The organism is Microbacterium sp. P26 (assembly GCF_023712585.1).
GTDB classification, from domain to species: Bacteria; Actinomycetota; Actinomycetes; order Actinomycetales; family Microbacteriaceae; genus Microbacterium; species Microbacterium algihabitans_A.
The window spans coordinates 132,462-155,498 of sequence record NZ_JAMAXZ010000001.1 but is presented as its reverse complement, the minus strand read 5'-3'; the positions used below and the strand labels follow the sequence as shown (position 1 = coordinate 155,498).

20 protein-coding genes are annotated in these 23,037 nt (G+C 70.9%); 13 read left to right on the top strand and 7 right to left on the bottom strand.

Features of this window, described 5'->3' with window-relative positions:
• Positions 1-56: 56 nt before the first annotated feature.
• Genes M3667_RS00785 through M3667_RS00775 form a run of 3 tightly spaced genes read left to right on the top strand, consistent with a single transcriptional unit; the run spans position 57 to position 4,817 of the window.
• A complete protein-coding gene (locus M3667_RS00785; RefSeq protein WP_251503745.1) occupies positions 57-1,655 on the top strand; it encodes a S8 family peptidase in 1,599 nt (532 codons plus the stop codon).
• Between the two features lie 46 nt (positions 1,656-1,701).
• The gene (locus tag M3667_RS00780; protein WP_251503742.1) at positions 1,702-3,249 is read left to right on the top strand and encodes a S8 family peptidase; all 1,548 of its coding nucleotides are present in this window, start codon (positions 1,702-1,704) and stop codon (positions 3,247-3,249) included.
• Between the two features lie 17 nt (positions 3,250-3,266).
• Positions 3,267-4,817, top strand: a complete 1,551-nt coding sequence (locus tag M3667_RS00775) for a S8 family peptidase (protein ID WP_251503739.1) — start codon at positions 3,267-3,269, stop codon at positions 4,815-4,817.
• Positions 4,818-4,829: 12 nt separating this feature from the next.
• On the opposite strand, the gene M3667_RS00770 is transcribed toward M3667_RS00775, so the two are convergent.
• The 4 genes from M3667_RS00770 to M3667_RS00755 form a co-directional block, all read right to left on the bottom strand.
• Positions 4,830-6,815: a glycosyltransferase family 39 protein gene (locus tag M3667_RS00770; RefSeq protein ID WP_251503736.1), complete on the bottom strand. Its 1,986-nt coding sequence runs from the start codon at positions 6,813-6,815 to the stop codon at positions 4,830-4,832.
• Positions 6,816-7,085: 270 nt separating this feature from the next.
• Complete coding sequence (locus tag M3667_RS00765) at positions 7,086-8,588, bottom strand: APC family permease (RefSeq protein ID WP_308196412.1); 1,503 nt, start codon at positions 8,586-8,588, stop codon at positions 7,086-7,088.
• An 83-nt stretch (positions 8,589-8,671) separates the two neighbouring features.
• Positions 8,672-10,066, bottom strand: coding sequence for an aspartate aminotransferase family protein (locus M3667_RS00760; RefSeq protein WP_251503733.1), 1,395 nt, complete (start codon positions 10,064-10,066; stop codon positions 8,672-8,674).
• Positions 10,063-10,533, bottom strand: a complete 471-nt coding sequence (locus tag M3667_RS00755; RefSeq protein ID WP_144828063.1) for an Lrp/AsnC family transcriptional regulator — start codon at positions 10,531-10,533, stop codon at positions 10,063-10,065. Before M3667_RS00755 ends, M3667_RS00760 begins: the two co-directional genes overlap by 4 nt.
• Before the next feature lie 224 nt (positions 10,534-10,757).
• On the opposite strand from M3667_RS00755, the gene M3667_RS00750 reads away from it, so the two are divergent.
• Complete coding sequence (locus M3667_RS00750; protein ID WP_251505014.1) at positions 10,758-12,374, top strand: cellulase family glycosylhydrolase; 1,617 nt, start codon at positions 10,758-10,760, stop codon at positions 12,372-12,374.
• A 148-nt stretch (positions 12,375-12,522) separates the two neighbouring features.
• Positions 12,523-14,523, top strand: coding sequence for a glycosyltransferase family 39 protein (locus M3667_RS00745; RefSeq protein ID WP_251503731.1), 2,001 nt, complete (start codon positions 12,523-12,525; stop codon positions 14,521-14,523).
• A 186-nt stretch (positions 14,524-14,709) separates the two neighbouring features.
• Here the strand turns inward: M3667_RS00745 and M3667_RS00740 are convergent, their stop codons facing one another.
• Positions 14,710-15,501: an alpha/beta fold hydrolase gene (locus tag M3667_RS00740; RefSeq protein ID WP_144828057.1), complete on the bottom strand. Its 792-nt coding sequence runs from the start codon at positions 15,499-15,501 to the stop codon at positions 14,710-14,712.
• A gap of 56 nt (positions 15,502-15,557) precedes the next feature.
• Between M3667_RS00740 and M3667_RS00735 the strand changes: the two genes are divergently transcribed.
• The 6 genes from M3667_RS00735 to M3667_RS00710 all read left to right on the top strand — a co-directional run bounded on the left by M3667_RS00735 (position 15,558) and on the right by M3667_RS00710 (position 19,201).
• Positions 15,558-16,124 carry a mismatch-specific DNA-glycosylase gene (locus M3667_RS00735; RefSeq protein WP_251503729.1) on the top strand — a complete coding sequence of 189 codons (567 nt, stop codon included), beginning with the start codon at positions 15,558-15,560 and terminating at the stop codon, positions 16,122-16,124.
• Complete coding sequence (locus tag M3667_RS00730; RefSeq protein ID WP_251503727.1) at positions 16,121-16,534, top strand: DUF2809 domain-containing protein; 414 nt, start codon at positions 16,121-16,123, stop codon at positions 16,532-16,534. Before M3667_RS00735 ends, M3667_RS00730 begins: the two co-directional genes overlap by 4 nt.
• A gap of 48 nt (positions 16,535-16,582) precedes the next feature.
• Positions 16,583-16,879 (top strand): DUF1905 domain-containing protein, encoded by a 297-nt coding sequence (locus M3667_RS00725; RefSeq protein WP_251503725.1) that lies wholly within the window; start codon positions 16,583-16,585, stop codon positions 16,877-16,879.
• 12 nt (positions 16,880-16,891) lie between these two features.
• Positions 16,892-17,347 carry a prepilin peptidase gene (locus M3667_RS00720; protein ID WP_251503723.1) on the top strand — a complete coding sequence of 152 codons (456 nt, stop codon included), beginning with the start codon at positions 16,892-16,894 and terminating at the stop codon, positions 17,345-17,347.
• 80 nt (positions 17,348-17,427) lie between these two features.
• Entirely contained in the window at positions 17,428-18,486 is a 1,059-nt protein-coding gene (locus tag M3667_RS00715) for a YhjD/YihY/BrkB family envelope integrity protein (RefSeq protein ID WP_251503720.1), read from the top strand.
• A complete protein-coding gene (locus M3667_RS00710) occupies positions 18,479-19,201 on the top strand; it encodes an NAD(P)H-hydrate epimerase (protein ID WP_251503718.1) in 723 nt (240 codons plus the stop codon). Before M3667_RS00715 ends, M3667_RS00710 begins: the two co-directional genes overlap by 8 nt.
• Before the next feature lie 22 nt (positions 19,202-19,223).
• Here the strand turns inward: M3667_RS00710 and M3667_RS00705 are convergent, their stop codons facing one another.
• Positions 19,224-19,979 carry a glutamine amidotransferase gene (locus M3667_RS00705; protein ID WP_251503715.1) on the bottom strand — a complete coding sequence of 252 codons (756 nt, stop codon included), beginning with the start codon at positions 19,977-19,979 and terminating at the stop codon, positions 19,224-19,226.
• Positions 19,980-20,047: 68 nt separating this feature from the next.
• Between M3667_RS00705 and M3667_RS00700 the strand changes: the two genes are divergently transcribed.
• Both M3667_RS00700 and M3667_RS00695 read left to right on the top strand, forming a co-directional pair.
• Positions 20,048-20,275 (top strand): response regulator, encoded by a 228-nt coding sequence (locus M3667_RS00700; protein WP_251503712.1) that lies wholly within the window; start codon positions 20,048-20,050, stop codon positions 20,273-20,275.
• Positions 20,272-20,931: a CYTH domain-containing protein gene (locus M3667_RS00695; protein ID WP_251503709.1), complete on the top strand. Its 660-nt coding sequence runs from the start codon at positions 20,272-20,274 to the stop codon at positions 20,929-20,931. The genes M3667_RS00700 and M3667_RS00695 overlap by 4 nt, the downstream gene beginning before the upstream one ends.
• A gap of 707 nt (positions 20,932-21,638) precedes the next feature.
• On the opposite strand, the gene lpdA is transcribed toward M3667_RS00695, so the two are convergent.
• Positions 21,639-23,036, bottom strand: coding sequence for a dihydrolipoyl dehydrogenase (gene lpdA / locus M3667_RS00690; RefSeq protein WP_251503706.1), 1,398 nt, complete (start codon positions 23,034-23,036; stop codon positions 21,639-21,641).
• Between the last annotated feature and the right edge of the window lies 1 nt (position 23,037).

Genomic DNA, 23,037 nt, shown 5'->3' with positions numbered 1-23,037 from the left:
CACCGCGCGACGGGATCGCGCGGGAGCCTCCGCCACCCCCTTCGAAGGGAAAGATCGTGACACCTCCTCCCCACCGGCGCACGTTCCGCTGGGCGGCGCTCGCCACGCTGAGCGTGGCCCTCGTCGCCGGGGGAGTGGCCGTCGCCTCGCTTTCGAGCGATGCCGCTCGCGACACGGCTCCGACGCCGCCGTCGGGTGCGACGTCGGAGCTGACCGCGGCGGGCGCCGACGCATCCGTCGAGCAGACGGCGGCGTCGCGAGCGGTGGACGAATGGATCACCGGGCTCGACCTCCCCGCAGACGCGACCGACGACGAGCGCTTGCAGGCCAAGCTGGCGTACGACTTCGTGACGGTTCCTCTCTCCGAGCGCGAGCGACTCCTCGCTCTGCCGGGCGTGCGGGTGGTCGCGCCGATCGCCGGCGACGACACCGTGTCGGGAGCCGTCCTGCGCTCGGAGTCCGATCTCGTCCGCTCGGCGATCCCGGATGCCGAGATCCAGCAGAATCAGCTCGCTTCGGCCGACGCCGACCAGACGCCGACCCCGTCGTGGGGGCTCGACGTCGTGGACAACGCGGCCGCGGCGCAGGACTCCCACTACCTCTACGACAACACCGGCGCCGGCACGACGGTGTTCGTGATGGACACCGGGGTGAACTCCACCCTGTCCGACTTCGGGGGCCGCGTCGACGCCGCTGCAGGCAAGGACTTCGTCAGCGACGGTCTCGGCACCGAGGACTGCAACGGCCACGGCACGCACGTGGCCGGCACCGTCGGCAGTGCGACCTACGGTGTGGCGAAGCAGACGCGCATCGTTCCCGTGCGCGTGTTCGGTTGCTCGGGCCGGGGCACGACCACCGACATCTGGTACGCGCTCAACTGGATCACGACCGAGTACCGCTGGCCCGACCGCATGGTCATCAACATGAGTCTCGACAGCGCCTCGGCGTGGAACGTCGACAACATGATCAGCTTCGCCAATATGAAGGGCTTCGTCGTCGTCGGTGCCGCGGGCAACGAGACCCAGGACGCGTGCAACGTCAGCCCTGCCTCTTCCTCCAGCACGATCACGGTCGGCGCCTTCGACAACCGACGCGTGTGGAGTGGCTTCAGCAACTACGGCTCCTGCGTCGACATCCTCGCCCCGGGGCAGGACATCAAGTCGCTCAACTACCAGGGCGGCACCCTCACGGCGAGCGGCACCTCCATGGCAGCGCCGCATGTCTCGGGCCTCGTCGCGAGACTGCTGCAGGCGAATCCCTCCTGGGTCCGCGCCGACGTGATGGCCTTCTTCACGAACGCGGCCGCCACCGGGCGCATCACCGGCGTCCCCGCGAACACCGTCAACCTCGTGGCCGCGATTCCCACGTCGGGCGCCGTTCCGACGATCACCGCGCTCACGGCGACCGCCGGGGCGAATGGCCTGTCGCTGGCGTGGACGACCAACGGGATCGGCACCTTCACCGCCTTCTCGATCACCGTCACCGACACCACGACGACGCGCGTCTACCCGGTCACGGTGTCGGGCACCAAGTCGTCCACCGTCTTCACCAACGTGGTCTCGGGCCACCCCTCCTCGATCAGGATCGTCGGCACGGCGACGGTGTCATCGGGCGCCTCGGTGACGACCGATCCGGTCATGATCACCGCCCCCTGACACGGAAAGACCGCGTATGTCGTCTCGAATCCTCCGCTCCCGACGGGTGTGGTCTCTCAGCCTCGCTGTCGCGCTGCTCGTGTCGGCGGGCGTGACCGCTGCGGTGGTCGCGCCCTCGAGTCAGAACGGGGTCGCCTCCACGGCGGCATCCCGTCCCCCTGCCGGCTCTCCCACGGCCGGCGTCGGGCCGGCCGCCGGCGACACGGACGCCGCCGCCGAGTCGTGGTCCGCGCAGTTCGGGGTGCCCGCCGACGCCACCGACGAAGAGCGCCTGCGGATCAAGGCGTCGTTCGACATCGTCACCGTGCCCCTCGCCGACAAAGATGCGCTGACCGCGCTGCCGGGCATCACGCTCGCGGGTCCGATGACGTTGGACGACACCTTCATGGCGGCCGTGCCGCACGCGCAGACCGCGCTCGTGCGGGAGTCGTTTCCGGATGCCGAGATCGAGCCGAACAGCGAGGTCACGCCCGACGGCGACCAGAGCCCGGCGCCTTCGTGGGGCCTCGACGTGGTCGACAACTCCGATGCCGCGCGGGACGACCACTACCTGTACGACGCGACGGGTGCGGGCACCACGATCTTCGTCATCGACAGTGGCGTGCGAGCCTCGAACGCCGACTTCGGCGGGCGTGTCGACACGTCGATGGGGCGCGACTTCATCAACGACGGCAACGGCCTCGACGACTGCTCGGGTCATGGCACGGCCGTCGCCGGCATCGCCGGCAGCACCACCTACGGCGTCGCGAAACAGGCGAAGATCGTCCCCGTCCGCGTCTTCGGGTGCACCGGCGGTGGGTTGGCCTACGACTTCTTGAACGCCGTGAAGTGGATCGTCGACACCTATCCGCCCGACCGCATGGTCATCAACATGAGCCTCGGCATGGGCCGGTGGGCGACGTTGAACAGCATGGTGAACTACGCCGCCACGCACGGGTTCGTCGTGGTCGTGAGCGCGGGCAACAACGCCCGCGACGCCTGCACGCAATCACCGGCGGCGGCCGAGAGCGTCATCACCGTCGGTGCCTTCGACGAGCAGCGCAGCTACAGCTCGTACAGCAACTACGGCAAGTGCGTGAAGACCCTGGCCCCCGGCGACAACATCGCGACCATCCCGATCCAGGGGGCCATCGCGTACGCCACCGGCACGTCGATGGCCACGCCGCACGTCGCGGGCCTCGCGGCGCGCCTGCTCGAGCAGCATCCGACCTGGACCACCGCCGACGTTCTGGCGTTCCTGAACACCCCCGCCGCGGCCGGGCACATCTCGAACGTGCCGACCGACACGGTGAACTTCACGGCCGCGATCCCGATGGTCCCGCGCATCACGTCGCTGACGACCGGGACGACGGCGAGCGGCATGTCGCTGGCATGGACCACCAACGGCATCGGAACCTTCACGTCGTTCTCGATCACCGTGACCGACACGACGACGGGGCGCGCGTACCCCGTCACCGTCTCGGGCGACCGGTCGTCGACGGTCTTCACCGACGTGCAGGCCGGACACGCCTACAGCGTGAGCATCACGGGGTCGGCGCGGATGCCGTCGGGCGCCGAACTGACCGCCGACCCGGTGACCGCGGTCGGTCCCTGAGCGAGGAGCACACGAGCATGACCGAACGATTCCGTCTCGCGGGGCGCCGACGCGGTGCCGTCGTGACGCTGGCCGCTGGCCTCGCGCTCATCGGCGCGGTCACCACGACCGCGTGGTGGGGGCCCGCCGCGGCGGCGCCCACCGAAGCGGGGCCGGTGACCGTCGCACCGGCGCCGCAGCCCGAGGGGTCGCCGGCGGTCGTCGACGACTTCCCCATCCCGGCGGATGCCACCGACGTCGAGCGTCAGCAGATCAAGCTCTCGTACGACATCGTCACCGTGCCGGTCGACCAGCGCGAGCAGGTGCTGGCGATCCCCGGGGTCACCGCCGCCGGTCAGGTGACCCTCGGTGACGAGTTCTACGCGGCGGTTCCGGCCGTGGCATCCGAAGCCGTGCGCGAAGCGCTCCCCGACGCGACGGTCACTCCGAACCCGGTCGTCCGCGTGGCGGGCGATCAGTCGCCCGTGGGCTCGTGGGGGATCGACGCCGTCGACAACACCGCCGGTGCGCAGGATCAGCACTACCTGTACGACTCGACCGGCGCCGGCACGACGGTCTTCGTCGTCGACACGGGTGTCTGGGCGGCGCATCCCGACTTCGGCGGTCGGGTCGACGCCGCGGCGGGCAAGGACTTCATCGGCGACGGGCAGGGGACCAACGACTGCCAGGGCCACGGCACGATGGTGTCGGGCGTCGTGGCCAGCTCGACCTACGGCGTCGCCAAGCAGGCGCGCATCGTTCCGGTGCGTGTCTTCGGCTGCTACGGAGAGGGCAACGGCTGGGACGTCATCGCCGCCCTCGGGTGGATCTCCGACAACTTCTCAGGGCAGAAGGCGGTCGTCAACCTGAGCCTGGGCACTCCGGAGTGGGACACTCTCGACAACGTCTCCAGCGCGCTCGTCGACAAGGGCTTCGTCGTCGTCTCGGCCGTCGGCAACGACGAGGTCGACGCCTGCACCATCTCGCCCGCACGTGCCCCGAAGGTCATCGCGGTGGGGGCCACCGAGCCTGCGGGCAACTTCCTCTACATGAGCAACCGCGGCCCGTGCGTCGACGTGCTCGCCCCCGGCGGCAGCATCACCTCGACCTCGAAGGACGGCGGATCGGGGCTGGCGAGCGGAACGTCTCTCGCGAGCCCCCACGTCGCCGGCCTCGCCGCGCGCCTGCTCGAGGAGCACCCGACGTGGAAGGCCGCTGAGGTCTCGCAGTTCTTCGCCGACACCGGGGCCCGGGGCCACGTCGCGAACGTGCCCGCGAACACGACCGATCTGCTCGCCGTGATCCCCGCGGAGCCGAAGATCACTGCGCTCACGGCGAGCACCGTGAGCGCCGGCACGAAGCTGGCGTGGACGACGAACGGCATCGGCACCTTCACGGCCTTCACGGTGACGGTGACCGACACCACGACCGGCCGCTCGTATCCCGTGACCGTGTCGGGTTCGCGCTCGTCCACGGTGTTCACCAATCGGGTCTCCGGGCACGCGTACACGGTGAGCATCTCGGGGACGGCCCGGATGCCGTCGGGGGCGAACGTCACGGCGGCCACGCTCACGGCATCCGTCCCCTGATCGTGGGCGGGGTCACCGGCATTCGTACAGGGTGACCCCCGTCGCCTTCGACGCGGGTCGACCGTCGTCGGCCTCTTTCGCGGGGGCGAACGTCACCGTGGTGAGGGTGCGGCAGCCGGGACCGGTCGCCACCTCGCGGACGGGGTCGCCCTCGGGCGCTCCGTAGGCCACGGCGAACAGGTGCACGCGCCCCGTGTCGACCATCTGCGTGAGCTGGTCGGTGGTGAACACCGGCACGTGACCGCTGTAGCCCCCGTCGGTGAGCACACTTGCTCCGGTCGCGTCGATGATCTGCGCCGAGATCGCCCACGAGTCGGTGACGAACAGCGGCGTCCCGTCCGCTCCGCCGCCGTGCTTCTCGGCGAGCGACACCAGCTGGGCGAGCGCGGGCGTCAGCGAAGGGTGGCCGCCCCACGGCGCGGGTGTCGACACCGTGAACACCTCGTCCCTGTTGCCGCCGACCGCCGTGACACCGACGTACGCGTCGCCACCGCTGCCGTCGCGGGCGTCGTCGAGCACCTGCAGACTGGTGGCGACCGGCAGGCACAGGAGGGCGACGGCCAGGGCGAGAGGAGCGGCTCGTCGCAGCGGCCGGGGGGTGCCCCTCCCGCCCAGGGCCGTGACGAGCCCGATCACCAGGCCTGTCGTACCGAAGGCGATCGCGGGGATCAGCAGCACGGTCGGAAGCAGCGCCCGCGCGATGAGCCACGTCCACCACGCCGCCTGCGCGACGACGACGGCCGGGAGAACGAGCCGCGGGGCGAGGGTGGGCGCGCGCAGGAGCCGGACGCCCTCGCGCCAGGCGACGGCGGTCAGCAGCACCATCGGCACGCCCAGCGACGCGACGTACGCCGTGTGCGGCACGCGCGTCAGGGTGAGCACGGCGCCGGCCGTCGCGAGCCACACCGTCGCCAGGACGACGAGCGCGAAGCGCATGAGGCGAGCCGGCGGCAGAGCGCGCGCGCCGCGGCGGCGTCCGTATCGCCAGAGCCCCAGCACGATGCCGGCGAGAGCCGCCGGGTAGAGCCAGCCGATCTGGGTCACCAACGGCAGCTCGATGAGCTTCGACAGGGTCGGGAGGCTGCCGTGCTGACCCGTCGAGGCGGGGGCCACGAGAGCGTGCACGATGCTCGCGAGCGTCGAGCCCACGCCGCCTGCGCCGCCCGACGAACCGACCGACCCCGGGTAGGCGCCGGGGGCGAGGCGATTCAGGCCGTTGTAGCCGAACACCATCGCGAAGATGTCGTCGTCGGTCGACCCGTCGACGTAGGGGCGGCTGCCCGCGGGCACCAGCGCGACGACCACCATCCACGCCACCGAAACCACCACCGACACCCCGGTCACCACACCGGCGCGGGCGAGGGCGCGACGGCGGTCCGGCACCGCGACGAGCGTGGCCACGATCAGCGCCGGCAGCACGAACCACGCCGACATCATCTTCGCCTGGAAGCCGATGCCGACGAACAGGGCCGCCACCAGCAGCGGCCACCAGCGCGCGGTGAGCACCGCGCGCTGCCACCACACCACCGCCACCGCGAGCGCCATCGTCAGCAGGCCGTCTTCCATTGGGTGCGCGAACATCGACACGAAGATCGGGGTCGACGCGGCGGCCGCGGCGGCGACCAGCCCCGCACCGCGCCCTCCCCAGCGCAGCGCGATCACCGCGCACGCGACGACGGTGATCACACCCTCGATCACCTGGGGCAGCGCGATGGCCGAGACCGACATGCCGAAGACGCGGATGCTGAGCGCCTGCGGCACCGCGAAGCCGCCGAGCTTGTCGAGGGTGACCGTGGCCGCCGGATCGAAGGCCCCGAAGAACAGGGCGCGCCACGACTGCGACATCGACCGCGCCGCCGCCTCGTAGAACGAGAAGTCGCCCCCACGCGAGAGGTTCCAGCACGTGAGCACCACGAAGCCCGCGACGATGAGCACGAGCGAGAGGCGCGCCCACCACGGCTCGCGCCACCAGCGCGCGAGAGGCAGGGCAGGGGTCACGATGCACAGGGTCGCGCGGTCAGGACGGTGGCGGATATCAGCCGGATATGAGAGCGCTGTGGGTTGCGGGCCGAGCGCATGACGCGGGGTCGGGAGGAGCTCGGGGTGCGGTGGGCGGGCCCGCGCGGAGTGCCGGGATGACCGATGCCGGAGCCGCGCGGGGCGCCGGGGGCGCGGCATCCGGACCCTGCCCTGACGGCGGCCGGTCGCCCGGACGCGCCGAGGCCGCGGCACCCGGAAAGCGATGCCGCGGCCTGTCAGCGGGGCGGGTCAGATCTCGGAACGCGGCCCCGGCATGGTCTTGTTGAAGCCGGTGACGGGCTCGTTCTCGTCGAACGAGGCGATCGGGCGACGGAACCCGCGCGTCAGCACCAGCAGGTACACCACGCCGATCCCGGTCCAGATCAGTCCGCCGACGAGGGCGTGCATGTCGAGGTTGACCCACAGCAGACCGGTGAGCACCATGCCGATCGCCGGCATGACGATGTAGCTGAGGATGTCGGCCGGCGTCTTGCGCCGCCCCTGTCGCACCGCGAACCACGCGATCACCGAGATGTTCACGAAGGTGAACGCCACGAGCGCGCCGTAATTGATGTACGCCGCGATCTGCTCGAGGGTGAACGCGATCGCGAGCAGGCTCACGACGCCGACGATGACGATCGAGAAGGTCGGAGTGTGGGTCTTCGGGTTGATGAAGCCGAAGATCCGGCGCGGCAGCACGTTGTTGCGGCCCATCACCATGAGCATGCGCGAGACCGACGCGTGCGAGGCGAGCCACGACGCGAGCGTCGCCGCGAACCCGGCTGCGGTGAGCACCGCCTGCAGCACCGGACCGCCGACCTGCACGCCGATCTCGGGCAGCGTGCTGTCTTCGATCGCCTCCTGCGGGAAGGCCGTCGAGTCGGGGAAGCGCAGCTGAGTCACGTACGCCGCGACGAGGAAGATGACGCCACCGGCGACCAGGGTCAGCAGGATCGCGCGCGGCATGATCTTGGGCGTCTTGGCCTCTTCGGAGTACATCGAGACCGCGTCGAAGCCGATGAACGAGAAGCACACCACGGTGGCCCCCGCCAGGACGGCACCGAACTGCACCTCGCTGTGGGCGAAGGGGGCGATCGAGACCGCGGTCCCGGCTCCCGCGCCGCCGACGAGCTGCACGACGACCATCACGACGAACACGGTCATGACGAGGATCGAGAACACCAGCAGGATCATGTTGACGTTCGAGGTTCCGCGCATCGTCAGGTAGATCACGCCCGTGACGCCGGCGGTGAAGACGATGACCCAGATGAAGCCGGGCACGTCAGGGAAGAGCGCCTCCATGTAGCTGCGCAGGATGAGCGCGTTCACCATCGGCAGCAGCATGTAGTCGATCAGGGCGGTCCAGCCCACGACGAAGCCGACGCCGGGGTGGATCGATTCGCGGGCGTAGGTGTACGCGGAGCCGGCGCTCGGGATGACGCGGACCATCTTGCCGTAGCTGATGGCGGTGAAGACCAGCACGACGAGCGCGACCGCGTAGGCGGCCGGTACGACGTTGTTCGTCTTCTCGGCGACGAGGCCGAACGTGTCGAAGACGACGGTGGGGGTCATGTACCCCAGACCGAGGCCGACGATCGACCAGAGGCCGAGGGTGCGGGCGAGTTTCGCTCCCGAGCGGGATGCGGCCGTCGTGGCGGCGAGGTTGTCGTTCGTGGCTCCTCCTAGAGGGTGCGGTGCGCGATCGGGCGTCGCGTCCGTGGGGCTGATGTCGGGGTACAGCGGGCGGAGCACCGCTCGGGGTGGGAGCGGGGGAGTCGGCGCGGGTGGCGCCGGGAGGGACCGGATGCCGACGTGGTGGCGCCGGCATCCGGAGATCAGAGGCGGGTCCAGGCCTCGGTCAGCACGGAGCGCAGGATCTGCTCGATCTCGGTGAACTCCGCGGGACCGAGGGTCAGTGGGGGTGCGAGCTGGATGACCGGGTCGCCCCGGTCGTCGGCGCGGCAGTACAGTCCCGCGTCGAACAGGGCCTTCGATAGGAATCCGCGCAGCAGGCGCTCGGACTCGTCGTCGTCGAAGGTCTCTTTGGTCGCCTTGTCTTTGACGAGTTCGATGCCGAAGAAGTACCCGTCGCCGCGCACGTCACCGACGATCGGCAGGTCGAGCAGCTGCTCGAGCGTCGAGCGGAAGACGGGCGAGTTGGTGCGGACGTTCTCGAGCAGTCCCTCCTCTTCGAAGACGTCGAGGTTCTCGAGCGCGACCGCCGCCGACACCGGGTGGCCGCCGAAGGTGTAGCCGTGCGGGAAGGTCGCGTCGCCGTGGGCGAAGGGCTCGTAGATGCGGTCGCTGATGATCGTGCCGCCCAGGGGGGAGTACCCGCTGGTCACGGCCTTGGCGAAGGTGATCATGTCGGGCTGGTAGTCGTAGGCCGAGGCGCCGAAGTAGTGGCCGAGCCGGCCGAACGCGCAGATGACCTCGTCGGAGACGAGCAGCACGTCGTATTTGTCGCAGATCTCGCGGACGCGCCGGAAGTAGCCGGCCGGGGCGGGGAAGCACCCGCCGGCGTTCTGCACGGGCTCGAGGAAGACGGCGGCGACGGTCTCGGGACCCTCGAACTGGATCATCTGCTCGATGCGGTCGGCCGCCCACAGGCCGAATTCCTCGGGGGTGCCGCCTCCGAAGCCCGACTCGGCGGCGCGGTAGTAGTTGGTGTTCGGCACGCGGAATCCGCCCGGGGTGACCGGCTCGAACATGTGCTTCATCACGGGCAGGCCCGTGATCGCCAGGGCGCCCTGCGTGGTGCCGTGGTAGGCGATCGCGCGCGAGATGACCTTGTGCTTGGTCGGCTTGCCCTGGGTCTTCCAGTACTGCTTCGCGAGCTTGAACGCCGTCTCGACGGCCTCTCCGCCGCCGGTGGAGAAGAAGACGTGGTTCAGATCGCCGGGTGCGAGGTTCGCCAGGCGCTCGGCGAGCTCGATGGCCGCGGGGTGCGCGTACGACCACAGGGGGAAGAACGCGAGCTCCTCCGCCTGCTTCGCGGCGGCCTGCGCGATGCGGCGCCGTCCGTGGCCGGCGTTGACCACGAACAGGCCCGCGAGGCCGTCGATATACTTCTTGCCCCGGGCGTCCCAGATGTGGTGGCCCTCGCCCTTGACGATGATCGGCACTCCGGGGCCGTCGGTCATCGTCGACTGACGGGAGAAGTGCATCCAGAGGTGGTCGCGGGCCTTGGCCTGGAGGTCGGCATGCTGGTCGGTTTCGATAAGAGTCATCGCGTTCCCCAGTTGTAGAGCTGACGGTGGAGCTTGAGATAGACGAACGTCTCGGTCGAGACGACGTCGGGCAACGACCGGATGCGATCGTTGAGCACGTCGATGAGGTCGTCGTCGCTCTCGCAGACGATCTCGACGAGCAGGTCGAACGAGCCGGCCGTCGACACCACGTAGGTGACGCCGGGGATCTCGCTCATGGCCCCCGCGACCACGCGGGTGTCTCCCGACACGCGCACGCCGATCATCGCCTGGCGGGCGAAACCGAGCTGAAGGGGGTCGGTGACGGCGACGATCTGCAGGACGCCGGCCTCTTGCAGCTTCTGCACGCGCTGGCGCGTGGCCGTCTCGCTGAGACCGACGGCTTTGCCGATCTCGGCGTACGACCGGCGGCCGTCTTCCTGCAGCTGTTCGACGATCGCCTTCGAGACGTCGTCGAGCACGGCGCTGCGCTCGATCGGAGGAGTCATGATCGGCGACGGTATCAGCGGGCTGCCGGGTGTATCAATGGTGATCTCGACATTTCACACGCGGAAACACGACGGAAACCGTCGCGCCCCGCGGCCACAGCGGCACCGGGTCGGCCGGCCCCGTCCCGCGCGGGTCGGAGCAGGGGGCCGGATGCCGGGGTGCCGGCGTTTCGCGCGTGCGCGGGGCGGCGCCGGGCACCGCTACGATGACCGCGGGGGTGCCGATGTCCGGATGGCGCGTGCGGTGGGCGACACTGCGACGATCGGCGCGCCGTGCATCCGCGATCACGGCGGCGCTGGTGCTCCTGGCATCCGGGGTCGTCGCCGCTCCGGCCGCCTCCGCGGCCACCCTGCCGGGCTGGTTGTCGACGCGCGGAGCGAGCATCGTCACGGCATCCGGAACGCCCTACACGATCAAGGCCGTCGCTTGGTTCGGCATGGAGACCTCGAACTGCGCTCCGCACGGCTTGTGGTCGATCTCGCTCGACGACGGGCTCGACCAGATCGCGCGCATGGGCTTCACCACGATCCGCCTGCCCTTCTCGAACGAGTGCCTGGCGGCGAAGTCGTCGAACTCGATCAACAGCTCCGTGAACCCGCAGCTGGCCACGCTCTCTCCGCTGAAGCTCATGGACGCCTTCATCGCCCGCGCGAAGGCGCACGGGCTGTCGGTGATCCTCGACCGGCACCGCCCCGACTCGGGCGCGCAGAGCGAGCTCTGGTACACCGCGCAGTACAGCGAGAAGCGGTGGATCGACGACTGGAAGATGCTCGCGGCGCGCTACAAGAGCGACTCCACCGTCATCGGCGTCGACCTGCACAACGAACCTCATGGCCCCGCTTGCTGGAACTGCGGAGACCCGAAGCGCGACTGGCGGGCCGCCGCCACGCGTGCGGGCAACGCGGTGCTCGCGGTGAATCCCAAACTGCTCATCATCGTCGAGGGCGTCGAACGCCAGAACGACGGCTCGAGCACGTGGTGGGGTGGCGGCCTGAAAGACGCGGGCGCGGCTCCCGTCTCGCTCGCGGTGAAGAATCGCGTCGTCTACTCGCCCCACGACTACCCGGCGACCGTGCACCAGCAGTCGTGGTTCTCGGCGCCGAACTACCCCGCGAACCTCGAGTCGATCTGGGACGCGAACTGGGGCTACCTCGTGCGTACCAACACCGCGCCCGTGCTGCTCGGCGAGTTCGGCACGAAGTATGAGACCGCGAGCGATAAGGCGTGGCTGAAGTCCCTGGTCGGCTACCTCGCGAAGACGAAGATCAGCTACGCGTACTGGTCGTTCAACCCCAACAGCGGCGACACGGGCGGCCTGGTCACCGATGACTGGAAGACGCCGCAGAAAGCGAAGCTGGCGGCTCTCGCTCCGATCCTCACGCCGGTGAAGACGCCGGCGCCGAGCCCGACGCCCAGCACGACGCCAAAGCCGAGCACGACGCCGAAGCCGACCGCGAGTCCGACGCCCAAGCCGAGCTCAACGCCCAAGCCGAGCGCGACGCCGAAGCCGACTGCGAGCGCCACCCCCAAGCCGACCGCGAGCCCGGGCCTGGCCGCGACCTGGATCCCGCAGAGCGCGTGGGGCGAGGGCTACGTCGCCGAGCTGTCGCTGACGGCCTCGGCGGCGGTGAAGCGCTGGACCGTGTCGTTCGACGCCCCCGGCACCACGGCCGTCACCAGCGCCTGGGGCATGAGCTGCGCGGTCAGCGGCACGAAGGTCACCTGCACCGGCAGCGACTGGGCCGCGGCGCTGGGCGCCGGACAGAGCGTGCGCGTCGGGCTGCAGGCCTCCGCCACCGCGGCGCCGAAGGCTCCGAAGCTCTCCGTCTCGGCCTCCTGAACCGCCTGAACGCGAGGCCGTGACGGGCGCGGATGCCTGGGGAGTCGGCATCCGGCCCCTTCTTCTCCGGATGCCGCGGCCGCCACTCATCAGTCACGCATAAGAACCGCTAGGCCGCGGTGAGGGAGCGCCTGCCTACGATGCGCCGGTGACCGCCACTTTGCCCGCATCCTCCGCCGCCGCCCCCGCCCTCCCGGCCCTGCGCCGCCCCGGCGGCTGGGCCCTCGGCCTGCTCGCCATCGGCCTCGGCGCCCTGGTACTGACCGGGTGGCAGGTGTGGGCGGGAGCGCCGAGCGAGTACTACGCCTCGATCGCGCTGTCGATGAGCAGGAGCTGGTCGAACTTCTTCTTCGGCGCCGTCGACCCGGCAGGCACGGTCACTCTCGACAAGATCCCCGGCTCGTTCTGGATCCCGGCATTGTTCGTGCGCGTGTTCGGCTACTCGGCGTGGGCCGTGATCCTGCCGAACGCCCTCGCCGCCGTCGGGGCGGCCCTCGTGACCGCCGTCACCGCTCGACGACTCGCGGGGGTGCGCGCGGGCCTCATCGCCGGGGCGGTCGTGGCGGTCACGCCGATCCTCGTGGCGGTGGCCCGCTCGAACCAGCCCGAGGCCTTCTTCGTGCTCGGGCTCTCGCTCACCGCGTGGGCGGCGGTGCGGGCCGTCGAGCAGCGCAGCCTCGGCTGGCTGGTCGCGGCGGGGGCGCTGGTGGGACTGTCGTTCCAGTTCTACATGCTCGAGGCGTGGGCGGTGTGGCCGGCTCTGGCCGCCGCCTACCTGTTCACACGGCAGTCGTGGGCGCGGCGCCTCGGGCACCTCCTCGTCGCGGGTGTGGTGAGCGCAGCGGCCTCGCTGTGGTGGGTGGCGATCGTCTCGCTCATCCCAGCGGGGAGCCGCCCCTACGTCGGCAGCACCCTGTCGAACAACCCGTGGGAGATGGTGTTCGGCTACAACGGTCTGGGCCGCTTCTCGGCGACCGCCGACATCGGCTCCTTCGAGTCGTTCACCCCGCCGTTCTCGGGCGACCCCGGAGTGCTGCGCCTGTTCAACGCGCAGCTGGCCGGACAGATCGCGTGGCTCGTCCCGGCGGCCCTGGTGGCGATCGTCGTGCTGTGGGTGCTGCGGTTCTCGCGCCCCCTGACCGTGCTGCTGACGGTGTGGACGGCGACGTTCGCGGCGATGTTCTCCGCGGTCGCCGGAATGCACCAGTTCTACACCGCGGCCCTCGCCGTTCCTCTCGCGCTGACGGTGGCGACCGCGCTCGCCGTCGCGCATCGCGCCGGCAAGACCTGGCCCCAGGTGGCGATCGTCGCCGCGGCCGGGGCGACGGCGCTGGGCATCGGCATCGCCATGGGCGGATACAGCGTCCCGGTGTCGATCGTGCAGGCCCTCGCCGCGGCCGTCGCGATCGTGCTGCTGGTGCTGCGTCGCGGATCCCGGCTGCTCGTGACCTCGGCGCTGATGATCGGACTGCTGCTGACCCCGGCGGTGTGGTCGGCGGTCACGATCGCCCACCCCAACTCCATCAACCCCGTCGCCGGAGGCGTGTCGGAGGTGTCGGCCGGAGGCTTCGGCCGCGCCGGCTTCGCGGGTGGAGCGCCCGGGGGAACGGGCGCCGGACAGGCTCCGGGTCAGGGCTTCGGCGGCGCGCCCGGGTCGGGTACCGCGCCGGGCTCGGGCACCGGTCAGGGCTTCGGGGCGGGGCAGGGCCGATCGGGTCAGGGCTTCGCGCAGGGCGGCACGGGACAGGGCCGCACGCGCGACGGCGGCGCAGCGTTCCCGGGCTCCGGCGGCACGGGTGCCGATACGGCTCTGCTGTCGTGGCTCGAGTCGCACAGCACCGGCGGCACGTATCTCGCCGCGACCTTCGGGGCGCAGTCGGCCGCGCAGCTGATCGTCGCCTCGGACGGCGGGTCGTTCCTGCCCATCGGCGGCTTCAACGGCACGGATGCCGTGCCCACCCTCGACGCATTCGTCTCGATGGTGCAGTCGGGTGAGGTGCGCTATGTCATCGGCGGCGAGAAGCGCGGGTCGGGCACCCCCGGGTCGTCCACGTCGACGACGTCGAGCTCGGCGCAGATCCGCGACTGGGTGACGCAGCACTGCGCGACCGACAGCTCGGCCCCCTCGACCGTGTACGACTGCGCCTGAGCGCCGGTCGGAGCGCTCTGCGCGGCATACCGAGCTCGTGCCGCTTCGCTCGTTGACTGTCCAAAACACCCGGACGGAACCCGCCTGTCGTCCGGGTGTCTTGGACACTCAGCAGAGAGGCGGGACCGTGCGGCAGGGAGTGACTCCGGATGCCGTGACGGCGAGCCCGCGCCGGGCGCGAACGCGTCAGCGGCCGAGGAACTCCAGGCCGGCCTCGCGGAACGCCCGCGAGCCCGGTGCGTTGACGTGGTGCCGCTTCGGGATGTCGGCGAACTCGCCGCGGGGGAGCAGGCCCGCCAGGTGCGCCGACTGGTCGTGGATGGGGTCGTCGGTGCCGGTCGCGATGAGCACCGGCTGCTGCGGGGGCGACGAGGGGTCGGGATCGGTCTCGCCCAGGCGCATGCCCTCGGCGATCGCGACCAGGGCGCGCAGGTCATTGCCCGGCACGCGTTCGGCGAGCGAGACGTAGCGCAGGGTCGTGGCATCCTGAACCGGCTCACCGTGGTCGAGGAACGCGCGCGCCTGATCGACCCGCAGACGAGCGAGGGGACGACCGTCGGGAATCCCGCCGAGCACCGCCCGCTCCACGTGCTCGGGGGCGTCGACGGCAAGCTGCCAGCCCACGCGGCCGCCGAGCGAATAGCCGAGATAGCGCACCTGGTCGACGAGGTAGGTGTCGAGCACCGCCACCAGGTCGGAGACGAGCGTGGGCATCGTGTACGACGCGGCGTCGTACGGCTTCTCGCTCGCGCCGTGACCGCGCTGGTCGACCGCGATCACGCGGTAGCCCGCGCGCAGCAGATCGCGCACCCAGCCCGTATTGACCCAGTTGTCGCGAGTGCTCGAACCGAAGCCGTGTACGCACAGCACCGGATCGGCCTCGACATCGCCCCACGAGTAGGTGGCCAGACGCACGTTGTCGCCGACGATGACGAACTGCGCGGGAGGGATCTCGGTGAGGGCGGGCACGGCATCCATTCCTCCGATCCTGGCAGATGCCAGGGTCGTCCCGAGGTAGTGGTCATAGTGGTCTCATGGGATATACGCGCGCCGAGCTCGAGTCGTTCCGGGATGCCACGCGGCCCGACCTCGTCGAGCCGGGCGTCCGGCTGCTGTTCGTCGGCATCAACCCGGGCCTGTGGACCGCGGCCACCGGCACCCCGTTCGCGCGACCCGGAAACCGGTTCTGGCCCGCGCTGGTGAAAGCAGGCATCCTCCCGCGGCTGCCCGCGTACTCCGAGCCGCTCGGCGACGACGACCGCCGGCTGATCTTCGACGCGGGGGTGGGGGTGAGCAATCTCGTGGCCCGCGCGACGGCCCGCGCCGACGAACTGTCGCGCGACGAACTGCGCGAGGGGGCCGCAGCTCTCGTCGACCGGGTCGCCGCGTGGAGCCCGCGCGCCGTCGCCGTGGTCGGCCTCACCGCGTACCGGCAGGGCTTCGGACGCCCCAAGGCCGTGGCGGGGCGACAGGACGAGGCGATTGCCGGAGTGCCGACCTGGGTGCTGCCGAATCCGAGCGGGCTCAACGCCCACGACACCGTCGACTCGCTCGCCCGCGCCTACGCCGAACCTGCTCGGGCGGCGGGGGTCCTCGCGTGAGGCGGCGTCGTCTCGCGGCCCTCGTCGCGCTCGCCGCCGTCATCGCCGCGGGGATGCTCGTGCACAAGGCTCTGCCCGGGTCGACGGCGACCGACGTCGCGGGCGACGCGCTGTACGCGGTGGCCGCCTTCACCGGGCTCGTGCTGCTCTTCCCGCGCGCTCCGCGCTTCGCGCTCGCCGGGGCCGCCGTGCTGTGGTGCGTGGGCGTCGAACTGCTGCAGCTCACCGGGGTGCCGCTCGCGCTGGCCGAGCGCGTGCCGCCGGTGGCGCTGCTGCTGGGCACGGGCTTCGATGCGCGCGACCTCGTCGTCTCCGTGTGCGCGGTGGCGGTCGCCGTCACGGTCGACGTCGCCGTGTCACGGCTTCTCCCCAGGGCGACGGCGCCCGCGGGTGTCGGAGCATCCGGGTAACGTGACCGCCACATCACCGAGGAGGTTCCGGATGCCGAGGGCAGTGTCGTGATCGTCGACTTCGAGGGCGACGTGTTCCGGTGGGAGGCCCGCTCCGACAGCGACTGGTACTTCGTGGCCGTGCCGCCCGAGCTGAGCGAGGAGATCCGCGAGGTGCAGACATTCCGGCGGGGCTTCGGCGGCGTTCGCGTCGACGCCACCATCGGGGCGACGACCTGGCGCACGTCGATCTTCCCGCAGGCGAGCGACGTGTACGTGCTTCCGCTCAAGCGCGCGGTGCGCGAGGCCGAAGGCATCGATCCGGGGGCGATCGTGCGCGTCGGCCTGTTCGTGCTCGACGCCTGACCGCGGATGCCGGTGGCCCTCCTTCTCGCGCTGGCGGTGTTCGGTGTGGCCGGGGTCGTGCTCGCCGCGGTCGACGCCCGCACCCACCGGATCCCCGACGTCGTCGTCCTCCCCGCGACGATCGCGGTGCTCGCGCTGATGGCGATCGCCGCCGGCGCGTTCGGCCAACCCGGCCGGGCGGTCGCGGTGGCCGGGGGAGCGCTCGCCGCCTTCGGCGTCTGTCTCGTGCTGCACCTCGCCCGCCCCGCGGCGTTCGGCGGGGGAGACGTCAAGCTCGCCGCTCTGGTCGGCGCGACGCTGGGCTGGTTCGGCCCGGGCGCCGTGGCATCCGCTCTCTTTGTCGCCTTCGCGGGCGGAGCCGCAGCGGGCATCGGAGCATGGGTGGCGGCAGGGCGCCGGGCCGAGGTGGCCTTCGGGCCCGTCCTGGTGCTCGGGGCGGGGTGGTCGCTCGCGCGGTCGGCGCTGTGAGGGGCGGCGCGCACTGTCGCGCTGCCCCGGATCGGTCAAGCCCCGCGGTGCACGGCGTCTCACGCGGATAGCCTGACCCCATGGCCGACCTCATCCGTCGCGTCACGGCGTGGGCTCTGTCGCTCCGCCTCGTGCGCGCCTTCCTCGTCTACTCGGGAGCGCGTGGTCCGATGCTGGCCGACAGCGTCACCTACCGCACCCTCTTCAGCCTCTTCGCCGCGGTGCTGCTGGGCTTCTCGTTCGCGACCGTCTGGCTCGCCGGCAACCCCGACGGGATCGCCGCCCTCGAACGTTCCGTCAACAGCGTCGTGCCGGGTCTCGTGGGCCCCAACGGGCTGCTCCAGCTCGACGGAATCAAGGCGCCCGAATTCACGATCGCCGGGATCATCGCGATCCTCGGTCTGATGGGCGCCGCCATCGGTGCCATCGGATCGCTGCGTTCGGCGTTCCGGCAGATCGCCGGGGTGACCACCGACGACACGCTGCCGATCCTCGTGATCGTGCGCAACCTCCTCGTCGCGCTCGGCATCGGCGTCGCGCTCGTCGGTGCGGCGGTCGTCACCTTCCTCGCCACGGCGGGGCTCACCTTCGTGCGCGAGCTGCTCGGCATCTCCGCCGACTCGTGGGTCTCGGCTGTGCTGACGTGGCTGATCTCGACGGCGGTCGTGCTGGTGCTCGACACCGCCGCGGTCGCCGTGGCCTTCGCGGCGCTGTCGGGAGTGAAGACGCGTCGCAGCACGCTCCTGCGCGGGGCCCTGCTGGGTGGTGTCGGGCTGGTCGTCCTGCAGCAGCTGTCGGGACTGTTCGTCGGCGGCGCGACCAGCAACCCCCTCCTGGCGACGTTCGCCTCGCTCATCGCACTGCTGCTGTGGCTGAACCTGTCGAGCCAGGTGATCCTCATCGCCGGGGCTTACATCACGGTCGCCACCGAAGAGGATCACGACCGCGTCCGCGCGAAGTTCGGCGCGTCGACCCTCATCCAGTTCCGCGTGCGCCGGGCCGAGAAGGCCGTGCGGGCGGCGACGGGTGAACTCGACGCGGCGCGCGAGGCCGAGAAGAAGGAGCGCGAGACGCTCGCGAAGAGCGATCCCGCCGCCGCCGAGCGCGAGAGCGCGGCGGAGGCGAAGTCGCATGTCTGAGCAGGCGGCGACCGTCGTGGCCGAGCGCACTCCGGCCTACACCGCCGACGCCGTGCGCGCCGCCGAGAAGCCGCTGCTCGAGCAGGGCGTGCCTCTGATGCGCCATGCCGCGGCGGCTCTGGCCGACGTGGTCTCCGATGAGCTCGCGGCCCATCCGGGGCCGGTGCTGGTCCTCGCGGGCGCGGGCGACAACGGCGGAGACGCGCTCTACGCCGCGGCTGAGCTGGCCCGCTCGGGAGCCTCGGTCGACGTCGTGCTCGTGCGCGACCGCGTGCATCGTGCGGCGCTCGACGCGGCGGTCGCCGCGGGTGTGAGCGTGTGCTCGGGAACCGACGCGTGCGCGCAGATCGCCGACTACCGCATCGTGGTCGACGGGATCCTCGGCATCGGCCGTCTCGCCGACCGGCGGCTGCGTGGCAGCGCCCGTGCGCTCGTCGAGAAGATCCTCGCGCTCCCCGCTCGTCCCCGTATCATCGCCGTCGATCTGCCCAGCGGCCTCGACCCCGATGACGGGACGGCGGATGCCGCCGTGCTCGCCGCCGATGTCACCGTCACCTTCGGCGCGGTCAAGGCCGGCCTCGTGCGCGGGCGCGGTCCCGAGCTGGCGGGACGCGTGCACCTGGTCGACCTCGGGCTCGAGCCGTACCTGCGGCTCGCGCACCCCGCGGTCACCGCGCCGATCGTGCTCGCACGCTCGACGGTGCGCGGGCGCTGAGGTCAACGCCGAGCTGCCGAGGTCAGCAGGCGTAGCGTTCGACGAACGTGCGCAGCATCCGCGACGGTTCCGTCACGGGCGCACGGCGCACGGCCGCCAGGGTGAGGTCAAGCTCGTCGGGGGCGAAGTAGCCGTACTCGGCGTAGGCGTGGATACGCGTGACGATGCCGTCGACGTCGAGCTCGGGGTGGAACTGCGTCGCGTACACGTGGGATCCGAGACGGAACATCTGCACCGGGCACGTCGGTGACGACCCCAGCAGCACCGCCTCGGGCGGGAGGGCGCTGATCGCCTCTTTGTGGCCCACGAAGGCGGAGAAGGTCGAGGGCAGGCCCGCGGCGAGCGGATCGGCGCGGCCCGCCTCGGTGAGGGTCACGTCGACGACGCTGATGGGTTCGGCGAAGGTGCCGTCGATGGGGACTCCGAGGTGCGTCCCGAGGGTGCCGACGCCGTAGCACGCGCCCAAGAAGGGCAGATCGCGAGCGACCACCTCGTCGATCAGGGTGGCCATCTCGGCCTCGACCCGGCGCTGCACCGCCGACTTGCGCTCGAGCGGATCGGAGGCGTTGAAGGGGCTTCCGCCGACGAGGATGCCCGACACCTCGTCGAGATCGAGCGCGGGGAGCGGATCGCGTTCGAGACGGATGCGGCGCAGTCGCTCGGGCGGGAGCCCCGTGAACCGCAGGAAGAGCGCGTACTCTTCGTCGGCCGGGCGGTCCTCCGCGCGCGTGGCCAGCAGGACGAACGGGCGATCTCCGGGCAGGTCGGTCGTCGTCACCCGAGCGATTCTAGGCGAGCCCTGTCAAGTCGCCGGCCCGCACGGAGGGCGCCGTCTACGCTGAGGTCATGGCTATCGCACGACTTTCCGGAGGCCCGCTCGACGGGCAGGTCCTTCCCCTCGACAACGAGTCCGACGACACGCTGATCATGCCCTACAGCGAGGGTCAACTCGTCTACCGCCGCGACGGCGGTCTCGAGAACACGGGCGAGTCCGACGGCCCCACGCAGGCGGTCTTCGTGTTCGCCGAAGAGACCGAAGACATCAACCCCGACGCCGACGGACGCGACGATTGAGCGCAGGCCCCTCGGGCGGCTCGGCATCCGGGGCCTCGAACGTCGAGATCGAGTCGAAGTACGACGTCGATGACGACACGCCCCTTCCCGATTGGTCGGCGCTGCCGGGTGTGGTGAGCGTCGGCGAGCCCGAACCGCGCGACCTCGACGCTCGCTACGTCGACACGGCGCACCACGATCTGTCCCGCAAGGGCATCGCCGTGCGGCGCCGCCGCGGCGGGCCCGACGAGGGCTGGCACGTGAAGGGCCCCCGCGAGGGCGGTGGGCGACGCGAGACCCAGTGGCCGCTCGGCGAGGTGGCCGATGACGACGCCGATCCGGTCGTTCCTGGCGAGATCCAAGAAGCCGTCTCCGCGTGGGCGCGACCGCCGTTCCTCCCGCTCGCGCGCGTGCGCAACCAGCGCACCGCGTACGCGTTGACGGATGCCGAGGGCGCCCTCGTCGCGGAGTTCGTCGACGACCGCGTGCAGGCCCGTGACGAGCGACGCGGTGTCGACTCGTCTTGGCGCGAGTGGGAGGTGGAGCTCGGCCCCGCCGGTCCCGCCGACGACGCCGGGCGCGAGCAGTTCTTCGCCGCGGTCGACGCGGCCGTGGCCGCCGCCGGAGGCCGCCCCGCGGCATCCGGATCGAAGCTCGGCCGTGCTCTGGGGCACTGAGCCCGCGCGTGAGCCCCAGGCTCGCGGCCGCGGTCGCTCGCTCCTGACGTCACGGAGCCGCGCTTGCGCCCAGACGTGCGGCCGGGGTCGCTCGCTCCTGACGTCACGGAGCCGCGCTTGCGCCCAGACGTGCGGCCGCGGTCGCTCGCTCCTGACGCCGAGACGTCATCTCGCTGACGAAGCCGTTGCAGTGTGACGCGGAGTTGTCAGCGAGATGCAGTCTCGTGAGCATCCTCGTGCCGCGACACCGAGGTCCCTCGCCGCGGGACGCGATCGCCCCGCGATCTGGGTGGTGGCCGAGCTCGGGCGCACATCGACCTCGGCGAGCGTCGCGGCCGCCCCTCGCGCCGAGACGTCATCTCGCTGACGAAGCCGTTGCAGCGTGACGCGGAGTTGTCAGCGAGATGCAGTCTCGTGAGCAATCTCGTGCCGCGACACCGAGGTCCCCCGCCGCGGGACGCGATCGCCCGGCGATCTGGGTGGTGCCGAGCTCGGGCGCACATCGACCTCGGCGAGCGTCGCGGCCGCCCCTCGCGCCGAGACGTCATCTCGCTGACGAAGCCGTTGCAGCGTGACGCGGAGTTGTCAGCGAGATGCAGTCTCGAGCTGTTCACGCGCCGCGATGGGACATCGCGGCCGGAGCCCGACCCGCACGACCGCGAAAGGCCCGCCCGGACACCCGGGCGGGCCTTTCGTCGATCAGCCGATCAGAGGTTGATCATGTGGCCGGTGAGGCCGTGGAAGGCCTCCTGCAGGCCCTCCGACAGCGTCGGGTGGGTGTGCACGTTGCGCGCGGCCTCGAGAGCGGTGAGGTCCCACTTCTGCGCGAGGGTCAGCTCGGGCAGCAGCTCCGACACGTCGGGGCCGATGAGGTGGCCGCCGATGAGCTCGAGCGTCTCGGCATCGGCGACGAGCTTGACGAAGCCGACGGGCTCGCCGAGGCCGTTTGCCTTGCCGTTGGCCGAGAAGGGGAACTTCGCGACCTTGATGTCGTGACCGGCGTCGCGCGCCTGCTGCTCGGTGAGGCCGAACGAGGCGACCTGCGGGTTGCAGAAAGTGGCGCGGGGCATGTTGCGGTAGTCGCCCAGCGTCTGCGTCTCGGCGCCGCCGATGGTCTCGGCGGCCACGACGCCCTGCGCCTCGGCCACGTGGGCCAGCTGCAGCTTGGCGGTCACGTCGCCGATCGAGTAGATGTGCGGCACGTTGGTGCGCATGTGGTCGTCGATCTCGATGGCGCCGCGCTCGGTGAGCGTGACGCCGGTGTTCTCGAGACCGAAGCCGTCGACCTTGGGGGCGAACCCGATCGACATGAGCACGCGGTCGGCGTCGATCGAGCCCTGCGAGCCGTCCTTCGCCGTGTAGGCGACGGTGACCTTGTCGCCGTGGTCGGTGACCGAGTCGACCTTGGTCGAGGTGAGGATGTCGACGCCGTAGCCCTTGTACTGCTTCTGGATCTCTTTCGAGACCTCGGCGTCTTCATTCGGCAGTGCACGGTCGAGGAACTCGATGATCGTGACCTTCACGCCGTAGTTCGTCATGACGTACGCGAACTCCATGCCGATGGCGCCGGCGCCGACGATGACGATCGACTCGGGGAGCTCGCGGGTGAGGATCTGCTCCTCGTACGTGACGACGTTCTCCGACAGGGTCACACCGGGGAGGAGGCGCACGGTCGAACCCGTGGCGATGATGACGTTGTCGAAGGTGACCTGCTCCTTCGAGCCGTCGGTCTTGGTCACGTCGATCGTGTGGTCGTCGGCGAAGTAGCCGCGGCCCTCGTACTCGGTGACCTTGTTCTTCTTCATCAGGTAGTGGATGCCCTTGACGTGGCCGGCGGCGACGCTGCGCGAGCGGTCGAACGCCTTGCCGAAGTCGAAGGTGACGTCACCCGAGATGCCGAACAGGTCGGCCTTCGCGTGGAACGTGTGCGCGAGGTCGGCGTTGCGCAGGAGGGCCTTGGAGGGGATGCAGCCCACGTTGAGGCACACACCGCCCCAGTACTTCTCTTCGACGATCGCGACCGACAGTCCGAGCTGTGCGCCGCGGACGGCGGCGACGTACCCGCCGGGACCCGCACCAAGAATGACCAGATCGTAATGAGGCATG